Consider the following 22,432-nt stretch of genomic DNA (forward strand, 5'->3'; position numbering starts at 1 on the left):
CCAATACTACTGTAAAAAAACACAGTCTTTCCTTGGGCGACACGTGAAGTCTGCGCTATAGTGAGCGCCGACCCGACTTTCCATTCCAACCATGCGGCTGCTCCATACTTCCGACTGGCACCTGGGCCAGACCCTGCACACCTTCGATCGCAGCTACGAGCATGCGTGCTTCCTCGACTGGTTGGTGGCGACGCTCGCGGCGCAGCAGATCGACGTGCTGCTCATTGCCGGCGACATCTTTGACAATGCCAACCCGTCGGCCGCCGCCCACCGCCAGCTGTACCGTTTCCTGCAGCAGGCAAGGAGGGAGGTGCCGCATCTGCAGGTGGTGGTCATCGCCGGCAACCACGATTCGCCCGGGCGGCTCGAAGCGCCCACGCCGCTGCTGGAAGCGCACGGCACCATCGTGGTGGGCAACGTCGCACGCAGCCCGGACGGCAGCGTCGATCTCGAGCGCCTCCTGGTGCCGCTGCGCCGGCGCGACGGGACGGTCGGTGCATGGTGCCTGGCGGTTCCCTTCCTGCGCCCGGGCGACGTGCCGCGGGTGGCGGCCGAAGACGAATCGGCGGCGCTGGACCCCTATCTGCAAGGCACCGCCCTGCTCTACCGCCAGGCCTTCGCGCTGGCCCGGTCGCGCTGCACCGGGAACGAGGCGATCGTCGCCATGGGGCACTGCCACATGGTCGACGGCCAGTCGTCCCAGGATTCCGAGCGCCGCATCGTGATCGGCGGCACCGAGGCCCTGCCGGCGTCGATGTTCGATCCGCAAGTGGCCTACGTGGCCCTGGGCCACCTCCATCTGGCGCAACGGGTCGGCGGCCATGAGCACCGCCGCTATTGCGGCAGCCCGCTGCCGCTGTCCTTCTCCGAAGTCGGCTACCAGCACCAGGTGCTGCTCGTCGAGCTCGACGGCGCGAGCACCCGGTCGGTGACGCCGCTGCCGGTACCGCGCGCGGTGCAATTGCTGCGCGTACCAAGCCAGCCGGCGCCGATCGACGAGGTGCTGGCCGCGCTGGAAGCGCTCGCCCTTCCCGACGCGCCACCGCAGCAGCAGCCCTTCCTCGAGGTGCGCGTGCTGCTCGAAGGTCCCGAGCCGGGCCTGCGCGCGCGCGTCGAAGCGGCCCTCGCCGGCAAGCCGGTGCGCCTGGCCAAGATCGAGCCGACGCGCCGCCACGCCAGCGTCGACCAGGCCGAGGAAGCCCTGAGCCTCGACCAGCTGGCCCAGCTGCAGCCGGACGACATCTTCCGGCGCCTGTGGGCGCAGCGCTACGGCGACGAGGCGCCGCCGGAGCAGCTGGCGGCTTTCGCCGAGCTCACCACGGCCCTGGGTGGAGACGCGGCATGAGGATCCTGCGCATCAGCGGCAAGAACCTGGCTTCGCTGGCCGGCGAATTCCTGGTCGACTTCGAAGCCGAACCGCTCGCCTCGAGCGGCCTGTTCGCCATCAGCGGCCCCACCGGCGCGGGAAAAAGCACCCTGCTCGACGCCCTGTGCCTGGCGCTGTACGACGCCACCCCGCGCCTGCTCAAGCGCGCCGGCAGCCAGTTGCCGGACGTCGGCGGCGACACCGTCTCGGCGCTCGACCCGCGCACCCTGCTGCGGCGCGGCGCCGCCGACGCCTGGGCCGAGGTCGACTTCGCCGGCAACGACGACATCCGCTACCGCGCGCGCTGGAGCGTGCGCCGCGCCTACGGCAAGCCGAGCGGCGCCCTGCAGCCCTCGAAGATGACCCTGCACCGGCTGCCCGAACTGGCGCCGCTGGGCGGCACCAAGACCGAAGTGACGCTGGAAATCGTGCAGCGCATCGGCCTGTCCTTCGAACAGTTCACGCGCGCCGTGCTGCTGGCGCAGAACGAGTTCTCGGCCTTCCTCAAGACCGACGAGAACGAACGCGGCGAGCTGCTGGAAACCCTCACCGGCACCACGATCTACAGCGACATTTCGCGGCGCGCTTTCGAGCGCTACCGGGCCGAGCAGGAGCGGACCCGGACCCTGTCCGCCAGGCTGGCCAACCAGGCGCCGATGCCGCCCGACGAACGCGACAAGCTCGAAGCCGAGCGCGTGAATGCCGAGCTGGCGCTGGAAGCGGTCGATGCGCGCCGCGCCGCCCTCGAAGGCGAATTGCGCTGGCACCAGGAAGCGGCCAAGCTCCAGCAGAGCGAAGCCCAGGCCCTGGCTGCCCTCGACAGGGCCCAGGCCGCGCAGCAGGAGGCGGCCGGACGGCGCCAGCGCCTGGCCACCCTCGACGCGGTACAGCCGGCCCGCCCGCTGGTCACGGACGTCCAGCGCCTGCAGGAAGAACACAAGGCGGCGCTCGAGTCGACCGGGAAGCTGGAAAGCGCGCTGGCGGCGGCGCTGGATGCGCGCCGCCAGGCGGCGCTCGAGGTCGATGCCGCCCTGTCCGCCCTCGATGCCGCCGAAAGCGCCTTGCGTGCCTCGGCGCCACAGCTCGACAGCGCCAAGGCGCTCGACGCCGCCATCGCCGCGCTCGCACCCGCGCACGGCCAGGCCGCGGCCGCACTGGAAGGCGCCCGCGCCGAGGCGCGCCAGGCGCGCGCCGTGCACACCGCCAAGGCGGCCGAACACGACAGCGCGAAAGGCCAGCGCGAGCGCGCCGGCGGCTGGCTGGCGCTGCACGCGCGGCTGGAACCGATGGCGACCCAGTGGCCGCGCTGGGACAAGCTGCTGACCCAGGCCGCGCAGTCGGTCGCGCTCGACGCCGGCGCCGCCAGCGCGCTGGCGGCGGTGACCGTCCAGGCGCAGCAGGCCGCCGCGCACGAGCAGGCCGCCGCCCTGGCGCTGAGCGGCGCCAGCGAGCGCCTCGAAGCCCTCGACACGGCGCGGCGCGAAGCGATGGCCGCCCTCGACGCGGTCGACCCGCAGGCGCTCGACAGCGAACGCCAGGCCCTGGACGCGCGCCGCGAGCGCCTGGGCGCCGCCGAGAAGGCCTGGACGGCGCTGGTCACGACACGCCAGGAGCATGCCGACACCGCTGCCGAACTCGACCGGGTGGACACGGCCCGCGCCGCCGCCGGCCGCCTGCTGGAGGAAGCACGCGGCGCAGCGCCGGCCCTCGCGGCGGCGCTGCGGCAGGCCGAGAAGTCGCTGGCCGCGGCGGAGCTGGCCTGCGCGTCAAACGTGGAGCAATTGCGCGCGACCTTGCACGATGAGACGCCCTGCCCGGTCTGCGGCTCGCACCAGCATCCCTACCGCGACGCTGGCCGCGAGGACATGCTGCACGCCATGCTGGCGAACCTGCGCGCCGAGGTCGGCGACTGCCGGGGCCGCCTGCGCGACAACGAGGCCGTGCAGGCGGCGCAGGCCGCCACCCTGGCCGCCACCGGCGACCGGCTCGCCGGACTGCAGCGCGAACGCGCCACCCTGCGCAAGCTGCTCGACGAACTCGAAGCGGAGTGGGCCGCGCAGCCGCTGGCGGCCGAGGTCCCGGCCGCCGACGGCCAGGACGATACGGTGCGCAAGGCCTGGTTCGCCGATGCCCGCGACGCGCTACGCGCCGCCGCGGCGGCGCTGGACGGCCGCGCCGCTGCCCTGCGCCGCGCGGCACTGGCGCGCGACGCCGCCCAGGCCGCCTACGACAAGGCGCAACAGGAGCATGCCGGCCTGCGCCAGGCCCGCGATAGCGCGCGCGAGGCCGGCGCCCGCCTGCAGGCCGAGTTGCGCGCCGCGACGGTCCAGCGCGATGCCGCCGCCGCCCAGCTGGCGCATTTGCTGGCCGAGCTCGACCCGGTCCTGTCGCATGCCTGCGGCGACGGCTGGCAGGATGCCTGGCGCCGCCAGGGCGACGCCTGGCATGAAGGCCGCGCCCAAGAGGCCGCGCAATGGCAACAGCAGACCGAGCTGCAGACGCGCAGCAGCGCCGCCCTTGCCACGCTCGAGGCCGAGGTGGCCGGCGCGCTCGATCGCATCGCCCAGGCCGATCGCCACGGCGCCGGCGTCGCCGCCGAGTTCAAGCGCATCGACGCCGAGCTGAAGGACAAGCGCGACCAGCGCCTCGCCCTGTGGCACGGCCGGCCGGTCGCCGAAGTGGAGCAGGCACTGCAGGCCGCCGTCGGTGCCGCCCGCAATCATCTGTCGGCCCGCCAGGCGGTGGCCACCGAGACCGCGCAGCGCGAAGCCAGCGCCCGCAGCGCACTGGCCCAGCTGACCGGGCACATCGCCCAGCTCGACGCCGCCGGCGCCAGGGCCGCCGCGGCGCTGGCCGACTGGCTGGAAGACTACCGCAAGTCGGCCTTCGTCAAGGGCCTCGATCCGGTCGAGGACTCTGCCGAACTCGGCCGCCTGCTGGCGGTCGGCGGCACCTGGCTGGCGCAGGAACGCAGCGCGCTGGGTGCGCTCGACGCCCAGTGCGCCAGCGCCACCGCGGTGCTGGCGGAGCGCCGCGCCCAGCGCGTGCTGCACGCCGAAGGCGCGCCCGAAAGCGGCCTGAGTCTCGAGACCGTGGCCGCCGCCGTCGACGCCCTCACCAGCGAGCGCCGTGCGGCCCACGACCTCGCCACCGAACTGCGCATGCGGCTCGGCCAGGACGACGCCCGGCGCGTGCAGGCCCAGACGACGCTGGCCGAGATCGAGCGCCAGCAGCTCGAAGAACAGCGCTGGGGCAAGCTGTCCGAGCTGATCGGCTCCAGCGACGGCAAGAAGTTCCGCAACTACGCGCAGCAGTTCACGCTCGACGTGCTGCTCGGCTATGCCAATGCCCACCTCGGGCAACTGGCGCGGCGCTACCGGCTCGAGCGCGTCAGCCACAACGGCGCGCCCTCGCTGGCCCTCATGGTGCGCGACCAGGACATGGGCGGCGAAGTCCGCTCGGTCAATTCCCTGTCCGGCGGCGAATCCTTCCTGGTGTCGCTGGCCCTGGCGCTCGGCCTGGCCTCACTGTCCTCGAACCGGGTGCGGGTCGAATCGCTGTTCATCGACGAGGGCTTCGGCAGCCTCGACACCGACACCCTGGGGGTGGCGATGGATGCCCTGGACGCGCTGCAATCGCTGGGCCGCAAGGTGGGCGTGATCTCGCACGTGCAGGAAATGACCGAGCGCATCGCCACCAAGGTGCTGGTGCGTCCGGCGGGCGGCGGCTCCAGCGCGGTCGTGGTCGAGTAGGCGATGCGGGTGTAGAATGCCGCTCTCTTCCCGCAACCCACATACGACACGCTTATGAAGCCAGCCCGCTTCCTCACTTTCAAATGCGCCAAGTGCGCCAAACCGGTCAAGGTCACCCTGCAGAAGGTCTCGGCCTGCTCGCACATCCAGCCTTACCTGGGCGTCTGCGAATGCGGCGAGCCCAAGCGCCACGCCACCGGCAGCCCGGACGCCGTCAAGTCCTATCTCGAATCCGCCGACGGCAACTGGCACCACCATCACTGATCGGCCATCGATGAGCGACACGATGGGGCAACTGAGTTGGCTGGAAGGCGGCGCCGAGCGCTCGGCGCAATGGCGCTCGGAAAGCGGCTGGCCGGCGCCGAAGAAGGTGGTCGTTGCCGACGACACCATGACCGCCGACACCGCCTACCGGTTGGCGCTCGAGGGCACCGCCCTGCTCTGGCGCGGCGACTTCCAGAACGCGCGCCAGCTGCTGAGCGCGCTGGTGCGCCGGGTCGAGCACAAGAGCGACCGGGCGCGCCGCGCCAAGGCCGGCAAGGCGCCGGCAAGTCCAAGCGAACTGTTCCACCGGCACCGCCTGCAGCAGTTGCAGCGCGCACGCACCCTCGCCATGCTCTTGATCCCCTTCGATGCCGGCCACGCGATTCCGCTGCGCCGCGCACCGGACGTGCGCGAGGCCTGCCTCGAGGCCTACGGGCCGGCCGACGCACCCTATGTGGCCTCGCTGCGCGAACTGCTGGGCGTGATCGGCGCCCACGAATGGCGCCGCAAGGGCGTGCGCATACCAAGCCTGGATGCGCACATCCACCCGTGGTACGGCGTGTTCTCGCCGGTGCGCGGCGAATACGTCGAGCTGGTGGCGCAGGCGCCGCTGCCGCAAGGCGCGGCAGGAACGAAGCTGGCCTTCGACATCGGCGCCGGCACCGGCGTGCTGTCGGCCGTGCTGGCGCGACGCGGCGTCCAGCGCGTGCTCGCCACCGACATGGATGCGCGCGCGCTCGGCTGCGCGCGCGAGAACATCGCACGCCTCGGCCTGGCCGCCCAGGTCGACATCGTCCAGACCGACCTGTTTCCCGAAGGCCGCGCTGCGCTGGTGGTGTGCAATCCGCCCTGGCTGCCGGGCAAGCCCAGCTCGGCGATCGAATACGCGATCTACGACCCCGACAGCCGCATGCTCAAGGGTTTCCTGGGCGGCCTGGCGCAGCACCTGGAACCGGGCGGCGAAGGCTGGCTGATCCTGTCGGACCTGGCCGAGCACCTCGGGCTGCGCACGCGCGAAAAATTGCTCGGTTGGATTGCCGATGCCGGTCTGCAAGTCATTGCCCGCCACGACGTGCGGCCGACCCATGGCAAAGCGAGCGACCCGGACGATCCCCTGCATGCGGCCCGCTCGCGCGAAGTGACCTCGCTGTGGCGCCTGCGTGCGCATCCGGTCGCAACAAGCGAATGATTGCGCAAGCCGCCGATCCGCGCTATAATCTTTTTCTCAGACGCGGGGTGGAGCAGTCTGGCAGCTCGTCGGGCTCATAACCCGAAGGTCACAGGTTCAAATCCTGTCCCCGCAACCAAATACCGATAAAAGCCCGACTCTTGTAGCCGGGCTTTTGTTTTCTGCGGCAGCAAAAACGACGCAGCGCAGCATCCAGGCAGATGAGAGACAAGAAAGACAACGCGACAATCGACCTGCCGGGCTTCGAGCCGGCTGCACCGCTTGACCCCGTTGTCGAACCCAAGCGCAGCGCTCCCCGCGCGCGCCGGGCCTCCCTGAAGCAGGAGCAGCTGGAACTGCTCGAAGAAACCGATACCACTGGCCTGCCCGTCTGGCGCCGCGACGAGAACCTCGACCTGACCGGCCTGCCGGTGTGGGCGCCGGCCTCGGCGTAGTCCGCCAAATTGGCTACACTGTTGGCCTTATCCCTGGCTGGACTACCATGAACACGCAACCCTTCACTTCGCTGGCGCTGGCGCCGCGCTTCCTCGCCAACCTCGCCACCCTGGGCTACCACGGAATGACGCCGATCCAGGCCGCTTCGCTGCCGGCGGTGCTCGAAGGACGCGACCTGATCGCCCAGGCCAAGACCGGCAGCGGCAAGACCGCCGCCTTCGGCATCGGCGTGCTGCACAAGCTCAACCCGGCATGGTTCGCGGTGCAGGGCCTGGTGCTGTGCCCGACGCGCGAACTGGCCGACCAGGTCGCCAATGAATTGCGCCGCCTGGCGCGCGGCGTGGGCAACGTCAAGATCCTGACCCTGACCGGCGGCGTCGCCATGCGTCCGCAGATCGCCTCGCTGGAGCACGGCGCCCACATCGTGGTCGGCACCCCGGGGCGCATCCGCGACCACCTCGGCCGCAACACGCTCGACCTGTCGAAGGTCCAGACCCTGGTGCTGGACGAGGCCGACCGCATGACCGACATGGGCTTCTACGACGAGATCGAAGGCATCGTATCAAGCTGCCCGCAGCGCCGCCAGACCCTGCTGTTCTCGGCCACCTACCCGGACGACATCCGCTTCGCCACCGCCGGCTTCCTGGCCGACCCGCTCGAAGTGGCGGTCGAAAGCCAGCACAGCGCCGAAAAGATCGAACAGCGCTTCTACGAGATCGGTTTCGAAGGCCGTGACGAAGCGGTGGCGCAGCTGCTCAAGCACTACCAGCCGGTCTCCACCCTCGCCTTCTGCAACACCAAGGCCCATTGCCGCGAGCTGGCCGATCACCTGCGCGAGCAGGGCTTCTCGGCGCTGGCGCTGTACGGCGAGCTGGAACAATGGGAGCGCGACGAGATTCTGGTGCTGTTCGCCAACCGCAGCTGCTCGGTGCTGGTGGCCACCGACGTCGCCGCGCGCGGCCTCGACATCGCCAACCTCGACACCGTGATCAACGCCGATGTCTCGAAGGACCCGGAAGTGCACGTGCACCGTATCGGCCGCACCGGCCGTGGCCAGGACGCCGGCCTGGCGCTCACCCTGTGCGCACCGAACGAAAAGAAATGGGTGCGCCTGATCGAGGAATACCAGGACGCCCCGGCCGAATGGCACCGGCTCGACGAACTGGGCGCGCACCCTGAAGCCGCGGCGCCGGCCCCGATGCTGACCCTGCACATCGCCGGTGGCAAGAAGGCCAAGCTGCGTCCGGGGGACATCCTCGGCGCCCTCACCGGCGATGCCGGATTGACCAAGGAACAGGTGGGCAAGATCAACGTCGGCGAGTTCGCCAGCTACGTGGCCCTCGACCGCCACGCCGCGCACGCGGCGGTCGCCAAGCTGAGCGACCGCCAGGCTCCGGGTCCGGAATTCGGCGCCATCAAGGGCCGCTACTTCAAGATGCGCTTCCTGGAGGCCTGAGGCTGCACGGCTATCGGTAACGATTTGTAACAGCCGCGCACGGTTGGCTCAGCAGCGCCACCGCCGCGGCAAATCTGGCATTATTTGTCAAAATACAAATACCGCGCCGGGACACATTCCGGACAGCTTCCTGTGTGTCAGGGCGCGGCTCGACGCCATGATGACCAGCACTCCCGTAACCCAGCAACAGCAGACCGACGGCCGGACCGTGCGCGAAGTCGTCGAGTTCAATCACGAACTCGTCAACGAAGTCTGGTGCCGGCGCATTTTCCGCCAGATCCTGCAATCGCTCGAACTGCAGTACGCGATGCAGATGCCGCACCGCCCCATCAGCCCCGACACGGTGCTGGTGCTCGACTCGGGCGATCCGATGCTCCTGCCCTCGCCGGACGTGGGCAGCGCCTGGTCGGAAGCGGGCGACATGCACGACCTGGCGGCGGTGGTCCACTACGCCATCACCAGGGAGTATCCGCCCGCGGCGCCGCTGCAGGGACGCTTCCCCGCCAACGGCGGGGATCAGTACAGCGACAGCTTCGTGACCGCCGTCGACCGCTGCCTGTCGCCCGATCCGCAGCAGCGCCCCCATACCATCGAACAATTGCGCAACCTGCTTGGCATCGTGCCGCTCGGCCCGCCCGTACCCGCGCAGCCGCGGTCTTCCGCTCCGCCCGAACCGGCGGTGTCGTTTCTGAGCGAACCGCCCGCCCCCGTGAGCGACACCGGCGGAATGAAACGCTGGCTGCTCCTGATTGCGGCGGCGACCGTGCTGCTGGCCGCCCTCGGCGCCCTGTTCGCCCTGCTGCACGGGGCCGACTCGCGCGATACCGTCACGCTGGCGCTGCCGGGCGAGCCCGACCCCGGCGCCACCGCGTCCGCGGCGCCCGCCCCGGCCGCGACCGATCCATCCCTGCTTGCCGGAATGCCGCCCGCGGGCGGCATGCCGCTCGAGCAGCCGGCCGCCGCCCCGCCGGCCCTGGATGCCACCCTCCCCGTGCATGGCCAGGCCGCCACCGTGCGCCCGCTGCCAGCCGCGGCCGGCACCACCTACAAGCTCCTGATCAAGCCCTGGGGCATGGTGCAGGTCGACGGCGTCGACCACGGCGCCAGCCCGCCGCTCAAGCGCCTGACCCTGGCGCCGGGCCAGCACACGATCCGCATCGTCAACCCGAATTTCCCCGAGCACACCGTCACGGTCAACGCCGTCAAGGGCGCGTCCGCGACCATCGAGATGGATTTTACTGAAGAGGAGGTGGAGTGAACCCACGCATGAGGACCCATGGCCTGCGTGCCTGCCTGCTCGGCGCCGTGCTGCTGCTCGGCGGCTGCGCCGAACTGAATTCGCAGCTCAATTCCATCATGGGCAAGAATGAAGCGCCGCGTCCCCGCGCGCGCGTGGACGATCGCTCGCATCCGCGCGCCGAGCGTACCGAGCGCAACGAGCGCCCCGCCCCGCGCCCGGAACGCCCGGCCGCGAACCGCGACGAAACCGCCCTGCGCGAAGGCATTGCCCTGTACCACGACGGCGACTTCAATGGCGCGATCAAGCGCTTGAGCTCGAACGACATGAACAGCGGCTCGGTGCGCAACCGCGTCAGCGCGCTCAAGTACACCGCCTTCAGCTACTGCGTCACCAACCGCCCCACCCCATGCCGCCAGGCCTTCGAGCGGGCGATGCGCCTGGACGCGTCCTTCGACCTGAGTCCCGGCGAACAGGGCCACCCGCTGTGGGGGCCGCAGTTCGCCAAGGCCAGGCAGAACGTGCGCTGATCAGAGCTTGACGTTGATGGTGGCGGGGTACACCGGTGCGCGGCGACGCTTCGATGCCTGTTCGTAGGCATAGGCCATGCCGACCAGGGACGCCTCGCTCCACGCCCCGCCGACAAACGAGATCCCCACCGGCAGGCCGCGCGTAAAGCCGGCCGGCACCGTGATGTGCGGATAGCCCGCCACCGCGGCCGGGCTCGAGAAGCTGCCGCCGTAGTGGTCGCCGTTGACGTAGTCGGTGAGCCAGGCCGGCCCGCCGGTCGGCGCCACCAGGGCATCCAGCTTGTGCTCCTTCATCACCTGGTCGATGCCCTCGTCACGCGAATAGCGCAGGTCGTTGGCCAGGGCTTCGCGGTACTCGCGCGCATCCAGCCCCGGCTTGGCCTGGGCCGCCACCAGGTGTTCCTGCTTGAAGTAAGGCATCTCGCGCGCCGCGTTCTTTTCATTGAACGCGATCACGTCCGCCATGTTCTTGACCGGGGCGTGTGGCGCATAGTTCTTGAGCCAAGCCTCCAGGCCCGGCGCGAACTCGTACAGCAGCACCTGCAGCTCGCTCTCGTTGTACTTGTCGACGTTCGGCAGCTTGACGTCGACCAGGATCGCGCCTTGCGCGCGCAAGACCGCCAGTTCCTTCTCGATGATCGCGTCGACCGCATCATTGCTGCCGAAGAAGTTGCGCGCCACGCCAATGCGCTTGCCCTTCAGGCCGTCGAGGCGCAGGGCCGCCGCGTAGTCGGCCACGTGGCTGCGGCTGTCGGCGGTCGCCTTGTCGTCCGGATCGGGGCCTGCCATCGCGGCCAGCATCAAGGCCGCGTCCGCCACGCTGCGCGTCATCGGGCCGGCCGTGTCCTGCGAGTGGGCGATCGGGATGATGCCGCTGCGGCTGAGCAGGCCCAGGGTCGGCTTGATGCCGACGATGCCGCAGGAGGAAGAGGGCGAGACGATCGAGCCATCGGTCTCGGTGCCGACGGTCAGGGTCGCCAGGCTGGCCGCCGCGGCGGCGCCCGAGCCCGAGCTCGATCCGCTGGTATTGCGGTCGAGCGCGTAGGGGTTCTTGGTCTGCCCGCCGCGGCCGCTCCAGCCGCTCACCGACTTGGTGGAACGCATATTGGCCCATTCGGACAGGTTGGTCTTGCCGATGATGACGGCGCCGGCGTTGCGCAGCAGGGTCACGATGTGCGCATCCTTGACCGCGCGCACGCCGTCGAGGGCGAGCGAACCGGCGCTGGTGCTCATGCGGTCGGCGGTGGCGATGTTGTCCTTCAGTAGCACCGGGATGCCGTGCAGCGGACCGCGCAGCTTGCCCGCCGCGCGTTCGCGGTCCATCCCGGCCGCGATGGTCAGCGCATCCGGATTGGTCTCGATGACCGCGTTCAGGCGCGGGCCGGCCTTGTCGATGGCGGCGATGCGCGCCAGGTATTGCTGCACCAGGGAGTGTGAGCTGAGCGTGCCGGCCGCCATCTGGGCCTGCTGCTCGCGCACACCGGCATCCAGGATGCCCGCCGCGGCACCGCCCGGCGCCCTGGGTGCGGCTTGTGCCTGTGTCACTGCAGCGGTGGCGCCCGCCGCCACCCCTGCGCTTACTCCGAGCCGAACGAAATCCCTGCGCTTCATACCCGTCTCCATGTCGAATGATGCATCAGCATAGCAGTAAAAGTTACTCATGTGACACATCATGGATGACGACCCGGTACGCCGCACAGGCGAAAAAAAACGCTGCCGAGGCAGCGTTCTTTTTTTTGAACGTCGACGCTTAGTTGCGGACGACTTTCTTGTACTCGTTGGTACGGGTGTCGATTTCGATGACGTCGTCGGTGCTGACGAACAGCGGCACCATCACGGTGTGCTGCTTGGCTTCGATGGCGTTCTCGATCTTGGCTTCCTTCAGGACGTTGCCCGAGGTGTTGCCCTTGACGGCCGGCTCCGAGTACACGACCAGGCGGGCGATGGTGGTCGGCAGTTCGACCGAGATAGCCTTGCCGTCATAGAACACGGCTTCGCATTCCATACCGTCTTTCAGGTAGTTGATGGCGTCGCCCATGTTTTCTTCTTCGATTTCGTACTGGTTGTACTCTTCATCCATGAAGACGTACAGCGGGTCGGCGAAGTACGAGTAGGTCACCGGCTTCTTGTCCAGCACGACCACGTCGAACTTGTCGTCGCCGCGGAACACGTTTTCCAGCGGGGCGTTGGTCAGAAGATTCTTCATCTTCCACTTGTAGGTGAAGCCCGTGCGGCTGGAACCGTTCACGTCCGAGCGCAGCACGATGAACGGCTTGTCTTCGACCATAATGATGTTGCCAACACGGATTTCTTTAGCGAATTTCATAGTAGTTTTACGTAAAAAGTAAGTTGCATTAAATCAGCGGTGGCCATGAGCGAAGAAAGCCTGGGAGCCTACGTTTGATCCTGTGTATTTCGTTAGAGACTAACCGCGCATTATACCGGATTTTGCGCAGCGCCTCTGAGTTCGCGGGCGAATTCGAGCAGCTTCGTGGTCAAATCGCCATGGGCCAGCACCTCCCCCCGCCATTCCTCCGCACGCATGGCAATGCGCGGCAATTCACCTTGCAAGTCCTGCCATGCGGCCGCGATCGGATCGATATCGATCGCGCCATTCCATCCGAGCGAGAAACGCTCGAGCGCCGGCAAGCCGGGCGCATAACGGCCGAGAAAAGCGCGCAGTTTTTTATGGTGCAGGTTCTCGTCCTGCGGATAGATGTGCCAGACAAAAGGCCGCCCCGCCCATTGGGCGCGGACAAAAGAATCCTCGCCGCGCACGAGATTCAGGTCGCAGGCCCACAGCAGCCGGTCGTAGTCGGGCTGCGGCACGAACGACAGCACGCGCACAGTGAGCGCGCCAACCGTCGCGCTGTCGCCGGCACGGGCGCCGCCTCCCATCCATGCCCGGACCGCTTCGGCGGCCACCCCTTCCGGCACCAGGCAGGTCACGGGCCGTCCCCCTTCCGACCAGGCACGCAGCAGTGCGGCGACCGGCGCATGCGGATAGCAGAACAGCGAGACTTTCAGGCCTTGCATCTCGGCAGTACTCAGGCCGAGGCCGCCCAGGAAGGCAGCCATCGCGCGCGGGTCGGCCTGGAAGGCCAGGCGCTCCTCGTCCAGTCCGGCTTCATGCAGCACGCCGCCGGTCTTCGCGGTAAATCCGGGGAAGAAAAAGTGCTTGGTGAGTTTCAGGCGCGGATGCATGGACGGCAGGCGGTGGCAGCCCTCGACCCACTCTTCGGCCGTCAAGCCTTCGAGGTTGAACCAGACCGGGCGCGGCGTGCGCTGCGCCATGGCGGCGACGTAGCCGGGCGGGATGTCGACCGCGAAGAATTCGATCACGATGTCGGCGACGTCTTCCGGCACGAAAGCGCCTTCCTGGTCGCGCCAGTGGTGCACAAGCACGCCCTGCACCGTCTGCACGGCGGCGCCGGCGTCGACTTCCGGACAGATCCGGCGGAAACTGTGGAGATCGTCCACCCACAGGCTGACGTGGACGCCATGCTCGCGCCACAGCTGGCGCGCCAGGCGCCAGCAGATGCCGATGTCGCCGTAATTGTCGACGACCTTGCAGAACAGTGCGAGGGTAAGGGCTGAATCGGATGGCATGTCGATACGCAATTGCGTTGGACAAAATGAAAAACCGGAGCACCTCTCCGCGCATGCGCGTTGGTCTACTCCGGTTTTATGCTGGCGTCCCCACGGGGATTCGAACCCCGGTACTCACCGTGAAAGGGTGATGTCCTAGGCCTCTAGACGATGGGGACCTTGAACTGTACTTGCTGCTGTTTACTACGATTGCACCGCACCGCGGTGTCAATCATGCTGCCAAATTCTTGGCGTCCCCACGGGGATTCGAACCCCGGTACTCACCGTGAAAGGGTGATGTCCTAGGCCTCTAGACGATGGGGACCCGGACTGTCAGAACTGTTGTTTTTCCTACGTGGTGGAGGTAAGCGGGATCGAACCGCTGACCTCTTGCATGCCATGCAAGCGCTCTCCCAGCTGAGCTATACCCCCTACGGGAAAACAACATTCTAACATACTGCAACTACTTCTACTACTGCGTGCCGCTGGTTGCACGCTGGCGTCCCCACGGGGATTCGAACCCCGGTACTCACCGTGAAAGGGTGATGTCCTAGGCCTCTAGACGATGGGGACCTCGGAACTACCGTACTACTTTACTACCACGACCTCGATGTTGCCACATCGCTGCCGCACTCCAGAATGGTGGAGGTAAGCGGGATCGAACCGCTGACCTCTTGCATGCCATGCAAGCGCTCTCCCAGCTGAGCTATACCCCCTCTTTTCACACTGTCGCAAACTACTTCGACCTGCTTGTTTGCTACCGTGTGCTGCTGAAGTGCGAGCATTATAGCGGAGCGCCTTGCATTTCGCAAATACCCATTTTGAGAAAATGCGCGCTCCGCAAAAAAAGAATCTAGAGGTACTTTGCGATGCGCGTTAACACCACTTCGCGGCCGAACAATTCCAGCACCGCATCGATGGCCGGCGTCTGCAGCTGGCCGGTGACGATCAGGCGCAGCGGCATGGCGATCTGCGGCATCTTCAGGCCGTGCGCGCCCAGCACTTCCTTGAACATGGCGGCGATCGCGGCCTTGTTCCACTCGACCGTCTTGCAGCGCTCCGCGAACGCGCCCAGCGCCGGGCGCACCGCGTCGGTCAGGTGCTGGGCCAGCAGCGCGGCATCGGGCTGCGGCTCGCGGTAGAACAGCATGGCGGTATCGGCCAGCTCGTTGATGGTATTGGCGCGGTCCTTCACCAGCGCGATCACGGTCGGCAGGGCCGGCGCGTTCTCGAATTGCGCGCCCTCACGCTCCAGCACCGGACGGGCCAGGCCGGCCAGGCGCTCGTTGTCGGCCTGCTTGATGTAATGGTTGTTCAGCCAGGCCAGCTTCTCCGGGTTGAACTGGGCCGCCGACGCGGTCAGGTGCTCCAGGTTGAACCACTCGGTGAACTGCTCCATCGAGAAGATCTCATCGTCGCCGTGGCTCCAGCCCAGGCGCGCCAGGTAGTTCAGCATGGCTTCCGGCAGGTAGCCCTGCTCCGGATACTGCATGACGCTGACCGCGCCGTGGCGCTTGGACAGCTTCTGGCCGTCGGCGCCCAGGATCATCGGCAAGTGGCCGTACTGCGGCAGCTCGGCGCCGAGCGCGCGCAGGATGTTGATCTGGCGCGGGGTGTTGTTCACGTGGTCATCGCCGCGCAGCACGTGGGTGATCTTCATGTCCCAGTCATCCACCGAGACGCAGAAGTTATAGGTCGGGGTGCCGTCCAGGCGCGCGATGATCAGGTCGTCGAGCTCCTTGTTGGCGATGGTGATCGGGCCCTTGACCACGTCGTGCCAGGTCACTTCGCCGTCGAGTGGATTCTTGAAGCGCACCACCGGCTTGACGCCGGCCGGCACTGGCGGCAGGGTCTTGCCCGGCTCCGGACGCCAGGTGCCGTCGTAGCGCGGCTTTTCGCCGCTTGCCCTCATGCGCTCGCGCATCGCCTCGACTTCTTCCGGCGAGCAGTAGCACAGGTAGGCAGTGCCCTGCTCCAGCATCGAGGCGACCACCTCGCGGTAGCGGTCCATGCGCTGCATCTGGTAGAACGGGCCTTCGTCGTGCGACAGGCCGAGCCACTGCATGCCGTCCAGGATCGCCTGCACCGCTTCCGGCGTCGAGCGTTCCAGGTCGGTGTCTTCGATGCGCAGGATGAAGCTGCCGCCGAAGTGGCGTGCGTAGGCCCAGGAATACAGCGCGGTGCGGGCGCCGCCCAGGTGGAGGTAGCCGGTCGGGCTGGGTGCAAAACGGGTGCGGACGGTCATGTCTGGATGCAAGAAAGGTAAAGGAGTTATTTTACCCCGCCGTCCCTGGCTCACGCACCCATGCGCGCACCCGCCCTGCTTCAGGCCGGCGTGGACGGCTGCAGCAGCGGACGCGGCGCTGCCAGCGCGCGCCGCGCCGCCTCGGCCAGCTGACGCGCCGCACGCCGGATCTGGGCCGGCGTATGCTGGGCCATCAACTGCAGGCGCAGGCGCGCCGCGCCGAGGGGCACGCCGGGGAATTCCATCGGGTTGACGAATACCTGCCGGCGCGCCAGCAGCATGCCGGCGATCCGCGTGGCCGATTCGGGACCCAGCAACAGCGGAACGATCGGCGACGGCTTGCCCAGGCAGCGCAAGCCCTCCTCCTGCAGCAGCGCGCGCAGCTCGACCGCGTTGCGCATCAGGTCGGCGCGCAGGCGCTCGCCTTCCTCGCCGGTCGCGATGCGCAGACACTCCAGCACGGTGGCGGCCTGCACCGGCGACAGCGCGTTCGAGAACATGTGCGGCCCCGCAAACAGCTGCAACTGGCGCCGCACGCTGCGTTCCGAGCAGGCCACGAAGCCGCCGTTCGAGGCGAAGGTCTTGGAAAAGGCGCCCATCACGATGTCGATCTTGCCCAGCATCCCCTGGGCGCCGATCACGCCGGTACCGCCCGGCCCCACGGCCCCGAGGTCGTGCGCCACGTCCACCAGCAGGGTCGCGCGGTACTCGCGGCACAGGTACTGCATCAGCGGCAGGTCGGGACTGTCCGCATCCATGCTGAACAGGCCTTCGGTGATGACCAGGATCGCACCGTTGGCATCCACCGCGCGCAGCCCGGCCAGCAGTTCGCGCAGGTGGTCGCAGTCGTTGTGGCGGAAGGCTGCGACGTTGCGGGTGGCCGCGTGCGCGCCCTGGCGCAGCGAGGCATGGGCCAGGGCGTCGATCACCACATGGTCGCTGCCGTGCACCAGGGCGGTCACGGCGCCGAAGGCCGCGCCCCAGCCGGTCGGAAACAACACCACGTGGCCGCAGTCCAGCAGTTGGCCGATCGCCTCCTCCAGCGCGCCCGAATAGCGGCTGTTGCCGAGCAGGACGGCCGAGCCGGCGCTGTGCGGCCCGCATTCGGCCATCACGCGCATGGCCGCGTCGATGACGGCCGGGTGGGCGGCCAGCGACAGGTAATCCTGGGAGGCGAAGTTGATGCCCTGGCGGCGCTCGACGGTGGCCAGCGGCGCCGGCGGGCCGTCCAGGGTGCGGCCATAGGGCCAGACGCCATGGCGGGCGCGCAGCGCGCACCACGCGTCGAGCGGCGCGGCGCGGCGCAGCAGGTCGCGTCCGCGCGGCTGGCGGAACAGGGCGACGTTGCCGCCCAGCGCGCCCGAAGCGGCCAGCGCGTCGAGGTCGTGGGCGGGATCAAAGGGAATCGGTTCATTCAGCACGGCATCCTCCGGTACAAGAGATGAGCGGACAAGCATTACGGGCGGGAATTCAAGCCGGCAGGGGGAGCGCGTCCTCGACCTGGCGTGCCAGCATCGCCGCCACCTCGGCGGGCGGCAGCGGGCGGGCAAAGTAATACCCCTGGGCGCAATCGCAACCCATCGCGCACAGGTCGGCCAGCTGCTCGGGCGTCTCGACCGCCTCGGCGATCACGCTCAGGCCGAGCCGGTGCGCCATCGACACGATGGCCTCGGCGATCGCGTACGAGCGGGCGCCGGGCTTGCCGGCGCCGGCGGCGCCCAGCCGGCGCACGAACAGGCCGTCCATCTTGAGGATGTCGATCGGCAGTTCGGACAGGTAGTTCAGGCTCGAGTAGCCGGTGCCGAAGTCGTCGATCGACACCACCACCCCGGCCTGGCGCAGCCCGCTCATCAAGGCGCAGTTCCCGGCCAGGTCCTCGATCAGCATGCCCTCGGTGATCTCCAGGTCGAGGCAGCGCGCCGGCATCCCGGTTTCACACAGGATCGCCAGCACCCGCGCCGCCAGCCCGGGCTCCTTGAGCTGGCGCGCGGACAGGTTGACCGCGGTCTTGATCTCCGGGAGGCCGCTGGCGCGCCAGGCGCGGTTCTGCAGACAGGCGGTGCGCAGCGCCCAGTCGCCGATCGGGACGATCATGCCGGTCTCCTCGGCCAGCGGAATGAAACGGCTGGGCGCGACCCGTCCATAGACCGGATGCTGCCAGCGCAGCAGGGCCTCGACGCCGACCACGCGGCGCGTGGCCAGGTCGATCTGCGGCTGGTATTCCAGGAACAACTGGCCCTGCGCGAGGGCGTCGCGCAGGCCGTTCTTGAGGGCCAGGCGCTCGCTCTGCGGCTGCACCGTGTCGCCGGAGTAGACCTGGACGCTGTTCTCGCCCCAGTGCTTGGCGCCGCGCATGGCGATGTCGGCGCGCTTGAGCAGGGCGTCGAGGTCGCAGTCGGCCGCCGGATACAGGGCCACGCCCACCGCCAGCGTGACGAAGCACTCGCGCCCCGCCACGCTCAGCGGCAGGCCGAAGCGGTCGAGGATTTTCTCGGCCACCACCTGGGCGTCGGATTCGAAGCTCAGGTCTTCCAGCAGCGCGATGAATTCGTCGCCGCCCCAGCGCGCCACCGTGTCGGAATCGCGCAGGCAGCGCCGGATCGCGGCGCCGGCCTGGGCCAGGAGCTCGTCGCCGGCTTCGTAGCCGAATTCGTCGTTGATCTCCTTGAAGCCGTTGATGTTCAGGAGCAGCAGGGCCACCGGGCGGCGGTTGCGGTTGGCGCGGTCCATGGCGTGGCGCAGGCGGTCGCGCAGCAGGTTCCGGTTGAGCAGGCCGGTGAGCTGGTCGCACTGGGCGCCCGGTCCGGCATCGCGCAAGCGCGCGGCGCCCGGCCTCGCGCCAAGTCCGTGCGCCGCGCCCTGCTCCGGCGCCGGCTTGGGCAGCACCGGCAGGCGCTCGTCCTCGTCGTGGCAATGGACCCGGTTGCGCCCCAGCGACTTGGCCACGTACAGCGCCTCGTCGGCGCGCGCGATGGCCTGGGCCACGGCCTCGCCGAGCCGGTATTCGACCACGCCGACCGATACCGTGAGGCTGATCCCGCTGCCGCCCGTCTCGGCGCCGCGCAAGCTGAGGCCGGCGATCACGCGCCGCACCCGCTCGGCCAGCACCAGCGCGTCCGGCACCGGGGTCTCGGGCAGCATCAAGAGGAATTCCTCGCCGCCGTAGCGCCCGAATGCATCGGTGCCGCGCACCTGCCCCTGCACCGCCTCGGCGAAGCGGCGCAGCACCAGGTCGCCGGCTGCGTGCCCATAGGTGTCGTTGATGCGCTTGAAGACGTCGATGTCGAACAGGCACAGGCAGAACGGGCGGCCATTGCGGTCGGCGCGCTCCTTTTCGCGGTCGATCAGGCGGAGCAGGAAGCGGCGGTTGTGGCTGCCGGTGAGCTCATCGCGGATCGCCAGTTCGTTGATGGTGGCCAGGGCGCGCTGCAGCTTGACGAAGCCCTCGGTCTTGGTCAGTTCGAACAGCAGCACGAACACCAGCACCACGACATACAGGCCGAGGTTGCAGATCAGGTGCAGCAAGGGCATGTCGAGGCTCGGGGCGGGCGCCGCCGCCAGGCCGAAGGCGCTCACGCCCCAGATCGCGGCGGCGGCGGCGCAGCTCACCGCCAGCCAGAACACGCCGCTGGCCACGCCGCCGAGGAACATCGCCACCACCGGCGCGGTGATCAGCCAGCTGGCCGTGGGGGCATGGATGCCGCCCAGGTGCCAGGTCAGCCAGGTGAAATTGAAGAACAGCGCGCACAGGAACAGTTCGCGCGCCAGGGCGATGCTGCCGGTCAGTCGCAGCAGCGGGGGCGCCATCAGCATGAGCAGGCAGCAGGCCAGGATCTCGGCGGCCGCCAGCGGCAGGCCCAGCTTCCAGTAGGCCAGCGCGTACAGCGGGCCGGCGGTGGCCGCCATCAGGGCCGCGCCCACCACGTTCTCGGCACGCGCCAGCACGGTCGCATCCTGGCGCAGCCTGGCCGGCACGAACAGGTGAGCCGCGTCCAGGTAACGCCTGCGCCACCGCTGTCTGCTGTTATCGCTCATCAAGCATCCCATGCACCACGCTCCAAACTCCGAGTGTAGGCAGGAAGATTCCTGTGAACTTTATTTTCGAACAGAAAGTTGCTGGAAATCCGCGCGGCAGCGCCGTATTAGACGAGCAAGGACGTGTGAATGAACGGCGCTCAAGCCCGGCGCAGGGCGATCGTGCGCCCGGCCCGCGCGCGCAGCTGGCCGCAGCCGCCGTCGACGTTCTGCCCGGCCGAATCGCGCAGCTTGGTCAGCACGCCGCGAGCGTGCAGGCTGGCGGCGATCGCGCGGGCGCGCTCCCAGCTCGGCCGGCGAAATGCCAGGTCGGGCACGGCGTTATAGGGAATCATGTTGAGGATGGCGTACTTGCCGCGCAGGAGCGCCACGATGCCGTCCAGTTCGTCGGGGCCGTCGTTCACGCCCTCCAACAGCGTCCACTGGTACTGGACCGGATAGCCGGTCAGGCGCGCATAGCGCTCGCCGTGCTCGACCAGCGCTGAGGGCGCCAGGCGCGGCGCGCGCGGCAGCAGCTCGGCGCGCAACGGCGCCTTGGTGGTGTGCAGTGACAGCGCCAGCGCCGGTTTCACGCGCGCGTCCAGCAAGCGCTCGAAGGCGCGCAGGTCGCCGACGGTCGAAAACACCAGGTTCTTGTGCGCGATGCCGGCCTCGATGCCGAGCAGCTCGATCGCTTCCAGCACGTTGTCGAGGTTGTGGGCCGGCTCGCCCATGCCCATGAAGACCACCTTCTTCACCGGCCGGCGCGAGCGCGCCAGCACCACCTGGGCCACGATCTCGCCGCTGGTCACCTGGCGCAACAGGCCGTCGCGGCCGGTCATGCAGAACTGGCAGCCGACCGCGCAGCCGACCTGGCTCGAGACGCACACGCCGTCGCGCGGCAGCAGCACCGATTCGACCATCTGGCCATCGCTCAAGCCCACCAGCAGGCGTTCGGAGCCGTCCTCGCCCGGGTGGCTGGAGACCAGCCGCACCAGGCCGGCCAGTTTGGCGTCCAGCCCGGGCAAGGCTGCACGCACCGGTTTGGGGAGGAAATCGGAGGCCGGACGGCGCCCGCGCTCGTGGGCGGCGCCCTGCACCCAGTCGCGCAGCACGCGCTCCTGGTGCAGCGGCAGCGCGCCCAGCAGGGCCAGGCGCTCGCGGATGCTGGACACGCGCATGTTTTTTTACCAGTTGGTAAAAAATCAGTCGTTCTTGACGACGATGCTCGGGAACTTGCTGCTCATGTCCTTGGCCTTTTCGGCGACCTTGACGGCGACCTTGCGTGCGATCTCCTTGTACACGCTCGCGACCGGACCGTCCGGATCGGCCACCACGGTGGGGCGGCCGGAATCGGTCTGCTCGCGGATCGACAGGTTCAGCGGCAGCTTGCCGAGGAACTCGACGCCGAAGTCGCGGCACATCTTCTCGCCGCCGCCGGCCCCGAAGATCTCCTCGTGGTGGCCGCAGTTGGAGCAGATGTGGGTGCTCATGTTCTCGACCACGCCGATGATCGGGATGCCGACCTTCTCGAACATCTTGAGCCCCTTGCGCGCGTCCAGCAGGGCGATGTCCTGCGGGGTGGTGACGATGACGGCGCCGGTGACCGGCACCTTCTGCGACAGGGTCAGCTGGATGTCGCCGGTACCCGGCGGCATGTCGACGATCAGGTAGTCGAGGTCGCGCCAGTTGGTCTGCTCCAGCAGCTGCTGCAGCGCGCCGGTGACCATCGGGCCGCGCCAGACCATCGGCTCGTCCGGGTCGATCATGAAGCCGATCGAGGACACCTGCACGCCGTGGTTCTCGAGCGGTTCCATGGTCTTGCCGTCGCGGCTCTCGGGACGGGCGTTAATCCCCAACATCATCGGCTGCGAAGGGCCGTAAATATCCGCGTCCAGGATGCCGACGCTGGCGCCCTCAAGCGACAGGGCCAACGCCAGGTTGACGGCGGTGGTCGACTTGCCCACGCCGCCCTTGCCCGAGGCGACCGCGATGATGTTCTTCACGTTCGGCATAACCTTCAGGCCGCGCTGGACCGCGTGCGACAGGATCCTGGTGGTCACCTTGGCCGTCACGCTGCCCACGCCGGGCAGCGCCTTGACGCCGGCCACAACGCTGTCGCGGATGCTTGCCAGCTGGCTGGCCGCCGGATAGCCCAGCTCGACGTCGAAGGCGACGTCATTACCGCTGAGCTTGATGTTCTTGATGGATCTGGAAGAAACGAAGTCCTTCCCGGTATTCGGATCGATGACCGCCGACAATGCTGCTTTGACATCGTTCTCAGTGATGCTCATGTGTTTCTCCAATGTGATGGGGCGAAGTGTAGCGCAAAACGGCGGCGGCTTCTTGTTGCTTT

16 protein-coding genes and 6 tRNA genes are annotated in these 22,432 nt (G+C 68.4%); 9 read left to right on the forward strand and 13 right to left on the reverse strand.

Annotated features, from left to right (window positions below):
* Positions 1-91 precede the first annotated feature (91 nt).
* The 9 genes from MasN3_RS17305 (at position 92) to MasN3_RS17345 (ending at position 10,229) form a co-directional block, all read left to right on the forward strand.
* Positions 92-1,345: an exonuclease SbcCD subunit D C-terminal domain-containing protein gene (locus tag MasN3_RS17305; RefSeq protein ID WP_281908840.1), complete on the forward strand. Its 1,254-nt coding sequence runs from the start codon at positions 92-94 to the stop codon at positions 1,343-1,345.
* Positions 1,342-5,118, forward strand: a complete 3,777-nt coding sequence (locus tag MasN3_RS17310) for an AAA family ATPase (RefSeq protein WP_281908841.1) — start codon at positions 1,342-1,344, stop codon at positions 5,116-5,118. The genes MasN3_RS17305 and MasN3_RS17310 overlap by 4 nt, the downstream gene beginning before the upstream one ends.
* 54 nt (positions 5,119-5,172) lie before the next feature.
* Positions 5,173-5,382: a hypothetical protein gene (locus MasN3_RS17315; protein ID WP_027863734.1), complete on the forward strand. Its 210-nt coding sequence runs from the start codon at positions 5,173-5,175 to the stop codon at positions 5,380-5,382.
* Between the two features lie 10 nt (positions 5,383-5,392).
* Complete coding sequence (locus MasN3_RS17320) at positions 5,393-6,571, forward strand: class I SAM-dependent methyltransferase (protein ID WP_281908844.1); 1,179 nt, start codon at positions 5,393-5,395, stop codon at positions 6,569-6,571.
* A 41-nt stretch (positions 6,572-6,612) separates the two neighbouring features.
* A tRNA-Met gene (locus MasN3_RS17325) sits at positions 6,613-6,689 on the forward strand.
* 82 nt (positions 6,690-6,771) lie between these two features.
* Positions 6,772-7,005 carry a hypothetical protein gene (locus tag MasN3_RS17330; protein WP_281908845.1) on the forward strand — a complete coding sequence of 78 codons (234 nt, stop codon included), beginning with the start codon at positions 6,772-6,774 and terminating at the stop codon, positions 7,003-7,005.
* Between the two features lie 47 nt (positions 7,006-7,052).
* On the forward strand, positions 7,053-8,462 hold the full coding sequence (gene dbpA / locus MasN3_RS17335; protein ID WP_281908846.1) for an ATP-dependent RNA helicase DbpA: 1,410 nt from the start codon (positions 7,053-7,055) through the stop codon (positions 8,460-8,462).
* 160 nt (positions 8,463-8,622) lie between these two features.
* Positions 8,623-9,720, forward strand: coding sequence for a PEGA domain-containing protein (locus MasN3_RS17340; RefSeq protein WP_281908848.1), 1,098 nt, complete (start codon positions 8,623-8,625; stop codon positions 9,718-9,720).
* Positions 9,717-10,229: a TssQ family T6SS-associated lipoprotein gene (locus MasN3_RS17345; protein WP_281908850.1), complete on the forward strand. Its 513-nt coding sequence runs from the start codon at positions 9,717-9,719 to the stop codon at positions 10,227-10,229. The genes MasN3_RS17340 and MasN3_RS17345 overlap by 4 nt, the downstream gene beginning before the upstream one ends.
* Here MasN3_RS17345 and MasN3_RS17350 read toward each other — a convergent pair whose 3' ends face one another.
* From MasN3_RS17350 to apbC, 13 genes are all read right to left on the reverse strand, one after another.
* On the reverse strand, positions 10,230-11,840 hold the full coding sequence (locus MasN3_RS17350; protein ID WP_281908852.1) for an amidase: 1,611 nt from the start codon (positions 11,838-11,840) through the stop codon (positions 10,230-10,232).
* 139 nt (positions 11,841-11,979) lie between these two features.
* Complete coding sequence (locus tag MasN3_RS17355; protein ID WP_027863741.1) at positions 11,980-12,555, reverse strand: elongation factor P; 576 nt, start codon at positions 12,553-12,555, stop codon at positions 11,980-11,982.
* Between the two features lie 110 nt (positions 12,556-12,665).
* Entirely contained in the window at positions 12,666-13,838 is a 1,173-nt protein-coding gene (earP, locus tag MasN3_RS17360) for an elongation factor P maturation arginine rhamnosyltransferase EarP (protein ID WP_281908855.1), read from the reverse strand.
* An 82-nt stretch (positions 13,839-13,920) separates the two neighbouring features.
* Positions 13,921-13,996: transfer RNA gene (locus MasN3_RS17365), tRNA-Glu, on the reverse strand.
* A gap of 70 nt (positions 13,997-14,066) precedes the next feature.
* Positions 14,067-14,142: transfer RNA gene (locus MasN3_RS17370), tRNA-Glu, on the reverse strand.
* A 31-nt stretch (positions 14,143-14,173) separates the two neighbouring features.
* Positions 14,174-14,249: transfer RNA gene (locus tag MasN3_RS17375), tRNA-Ala, on the reverse strand.
* 65 nt (positions 14,250-14,314) lie between these two features.
* Positions 14,315-14,390: transfer RNA gene (locus tag MasN3_RS17380), tRNA-Glu, on the reverse strand.
* Between the two features lie 67 nt (positions 14,391-14,457).
* Positions 14,458-14,533: transfer RNA gene (locus MasN3_RS17385), tRNA-Ala, on the reverse strand.
* Between the two features lie 137 nt (positions 14,534-14,670).
* The gene (gene gltX / locus MasN3_RS17390; protein ID WP_281908857.1) at positions 14,671-16,062 is read right to left on the reverse strand and encodes a glutamate--tRNA ligase; all 1,392 of its coding nucleotides are present in this window, start codon (positions 16,060-16,062) and stop codon (positions 14,671-14,673) included.
* A gap of 80 nt (positions 16,063-16,142) precedes the next feature.
* Positions 16,143-17,483 carry an aminotransferase class I/II-fold pyridoxal phosphate-dependent enzyme gene (locus tag MasN3_RS17395; protein WP_281908858.1) on the reverse strand — a complete coding sequence of 447 codons (1,341 nt, stop codon included), beginning with the start codon at positions 17,481-17,483 and terminating at the stop codon, positions 16,143-16,145.
* A 49-nt stretch (positions 17,484-17,532) separates the two neighbouring features.
* A complete protein-coding gene (locus MasN3_RS17400) occupies positions 17,533-20,097 on the reverse strand; it encodes a putative bifunctional diguanylate cyclase/phosphodiesterase (protein WP_281908860.1) in 2,565 nt (854 codons plus the stop codon).
* A gap of 140 nt (positions 20,098-20,237) precedes the next feature.
* Positions 20,238-21,257 (reverse strand): RNA methyltransferase, encoded by a 1,020-nt coding sequence (locus MasN3_RS17405; protein WP_281908862.1) that lies wholly within the window; start codon positions 21,255-21,257, stop codon positions 20,238-20,240.
* Positions 21,258-21,281: 24 nt separating this feature from the next.
* Positions 21,282-22,370 carry an iron-sulfur cluster carrier protein ApbC gene (gene apbC / locus MasN3_RS17410; RefSeq protein WP_281908863.1) on the reverse strand — a complete coding sequence of 363 codons (1,089 nt, stop codon included), beginning with the start codon at positions 22,368-22,370 and terminating at the stop codon, positions 21,282-21,284.
* Positions 22,371-22,432: the final 62 nt, after the last annotated feature.

The sequence above is a fragment of the Massilia varians genome (assembly GCF_027923905.1).
GTDB classification, from domain to species: Bacteria; Pseudomonadota; Gammaproteobacteria; order Burkholderiales; family Burkholderiaceae_D; genus Telluria; species Telluria varians_B.

Bases quoted from the DNA above. Each gene is read 5' to 3' on its own strand.
- MasN3_RS17330 (WP_281908845.1), top strand. From the start codon at position 6,772: ATGAGAGACAAGAAAGACAACGCGACAATCGACCTGCCGGGCTTCGAG.
- gltX (WP_281908857.1), bottom strand. From the start codon at position 16,062: ATGACCGTCCGCACCCGTTTTGCACCCAGCCCGACCGGCTACCTCCAC.
- MasN3_RS17305 (WP_281908840.1), top strand. From the start codon at position 92: ATGCGGCTGCTCCATACTTCCGACTGGCACCTGGGCCAGACCCTGCAC.
- MasN3_RS17340 (WP_281908848.1), top strand. From the start codon at position 8,623: ATGACCAGCACTCCCGTAACCCAGCAACAGCAGACCGACGGCCGGACC.
- earP (WP_281908855.1), bottom strand. From the start codon at position 13,838: ATGCCATCCGATTCAGCCCTTACCCTCGCACTGTTCTGCAAGGTCGTC.
- apbC (WP_281908863.1), bottom strand. From the start codon at position 22,370: ATGAGCATCACTGAGAACGATGTCAAAGCAGCATTGTCGGCGGTCATC.
- MasN3_RS17400 (WP_281908860.1), bottom strand. From the start codon at position 20,097: ATGAGCGATAACAGCAGACAGCGGTGGCGCAGGCGTTACCTGGACGCG.
- dbpA (WP_281908846.1), top strand. From the start codon at position 7,053: ATGAACACGCAACCCTTCACTTCGCTGGCGCTGGCGCCGCGCTTCCTC.
- MasN3_RS17355 (WP_027863741.1), bottom strand. From the start codon at position 12,555: ATGAAATTCGCTAAAGAAATCCGTGTTGGCAACATCATTATGGTCGAA.
- MasN3_RS17405 (WP_281908862.1), bottom strand. From the start codon at position 21,257: ATGCGCGTGTCCAGCATCCGCGAGCGCCTGGCCCTGCTGGGCGCGCTG.
- MasN3_RS17350 (WP_281908852.1), bottom strand. From the start codon at position 11,840: ATGAAGCGCAGGGATTTCGTTCGGCTCGGAGTAAGCGCAGGGGTGGCG.
- MasN3_RS17315 (WP_027863734.1), top strand. From the start codon at position 5,173: ATGAAGCCAGCCCGCTTCCTCACTTTCAAATGCGCCAAGTGCGCCAAA.
- MasN3_RS17320 (WP_281908844.1), top strand. From the start codon at position 5,393: ATGAGCGACACGATGGGGCAACTGAGTTGGCTGGAAGGCGGCGCCGAG.
- MasN3_RS17310 (WP_281908841.1), top strand. From the start codon at position 1,342: ATGAGGATCCTGCGCATCAGCGGCAAGAACCTGGCTTCGCTGGCCGGC.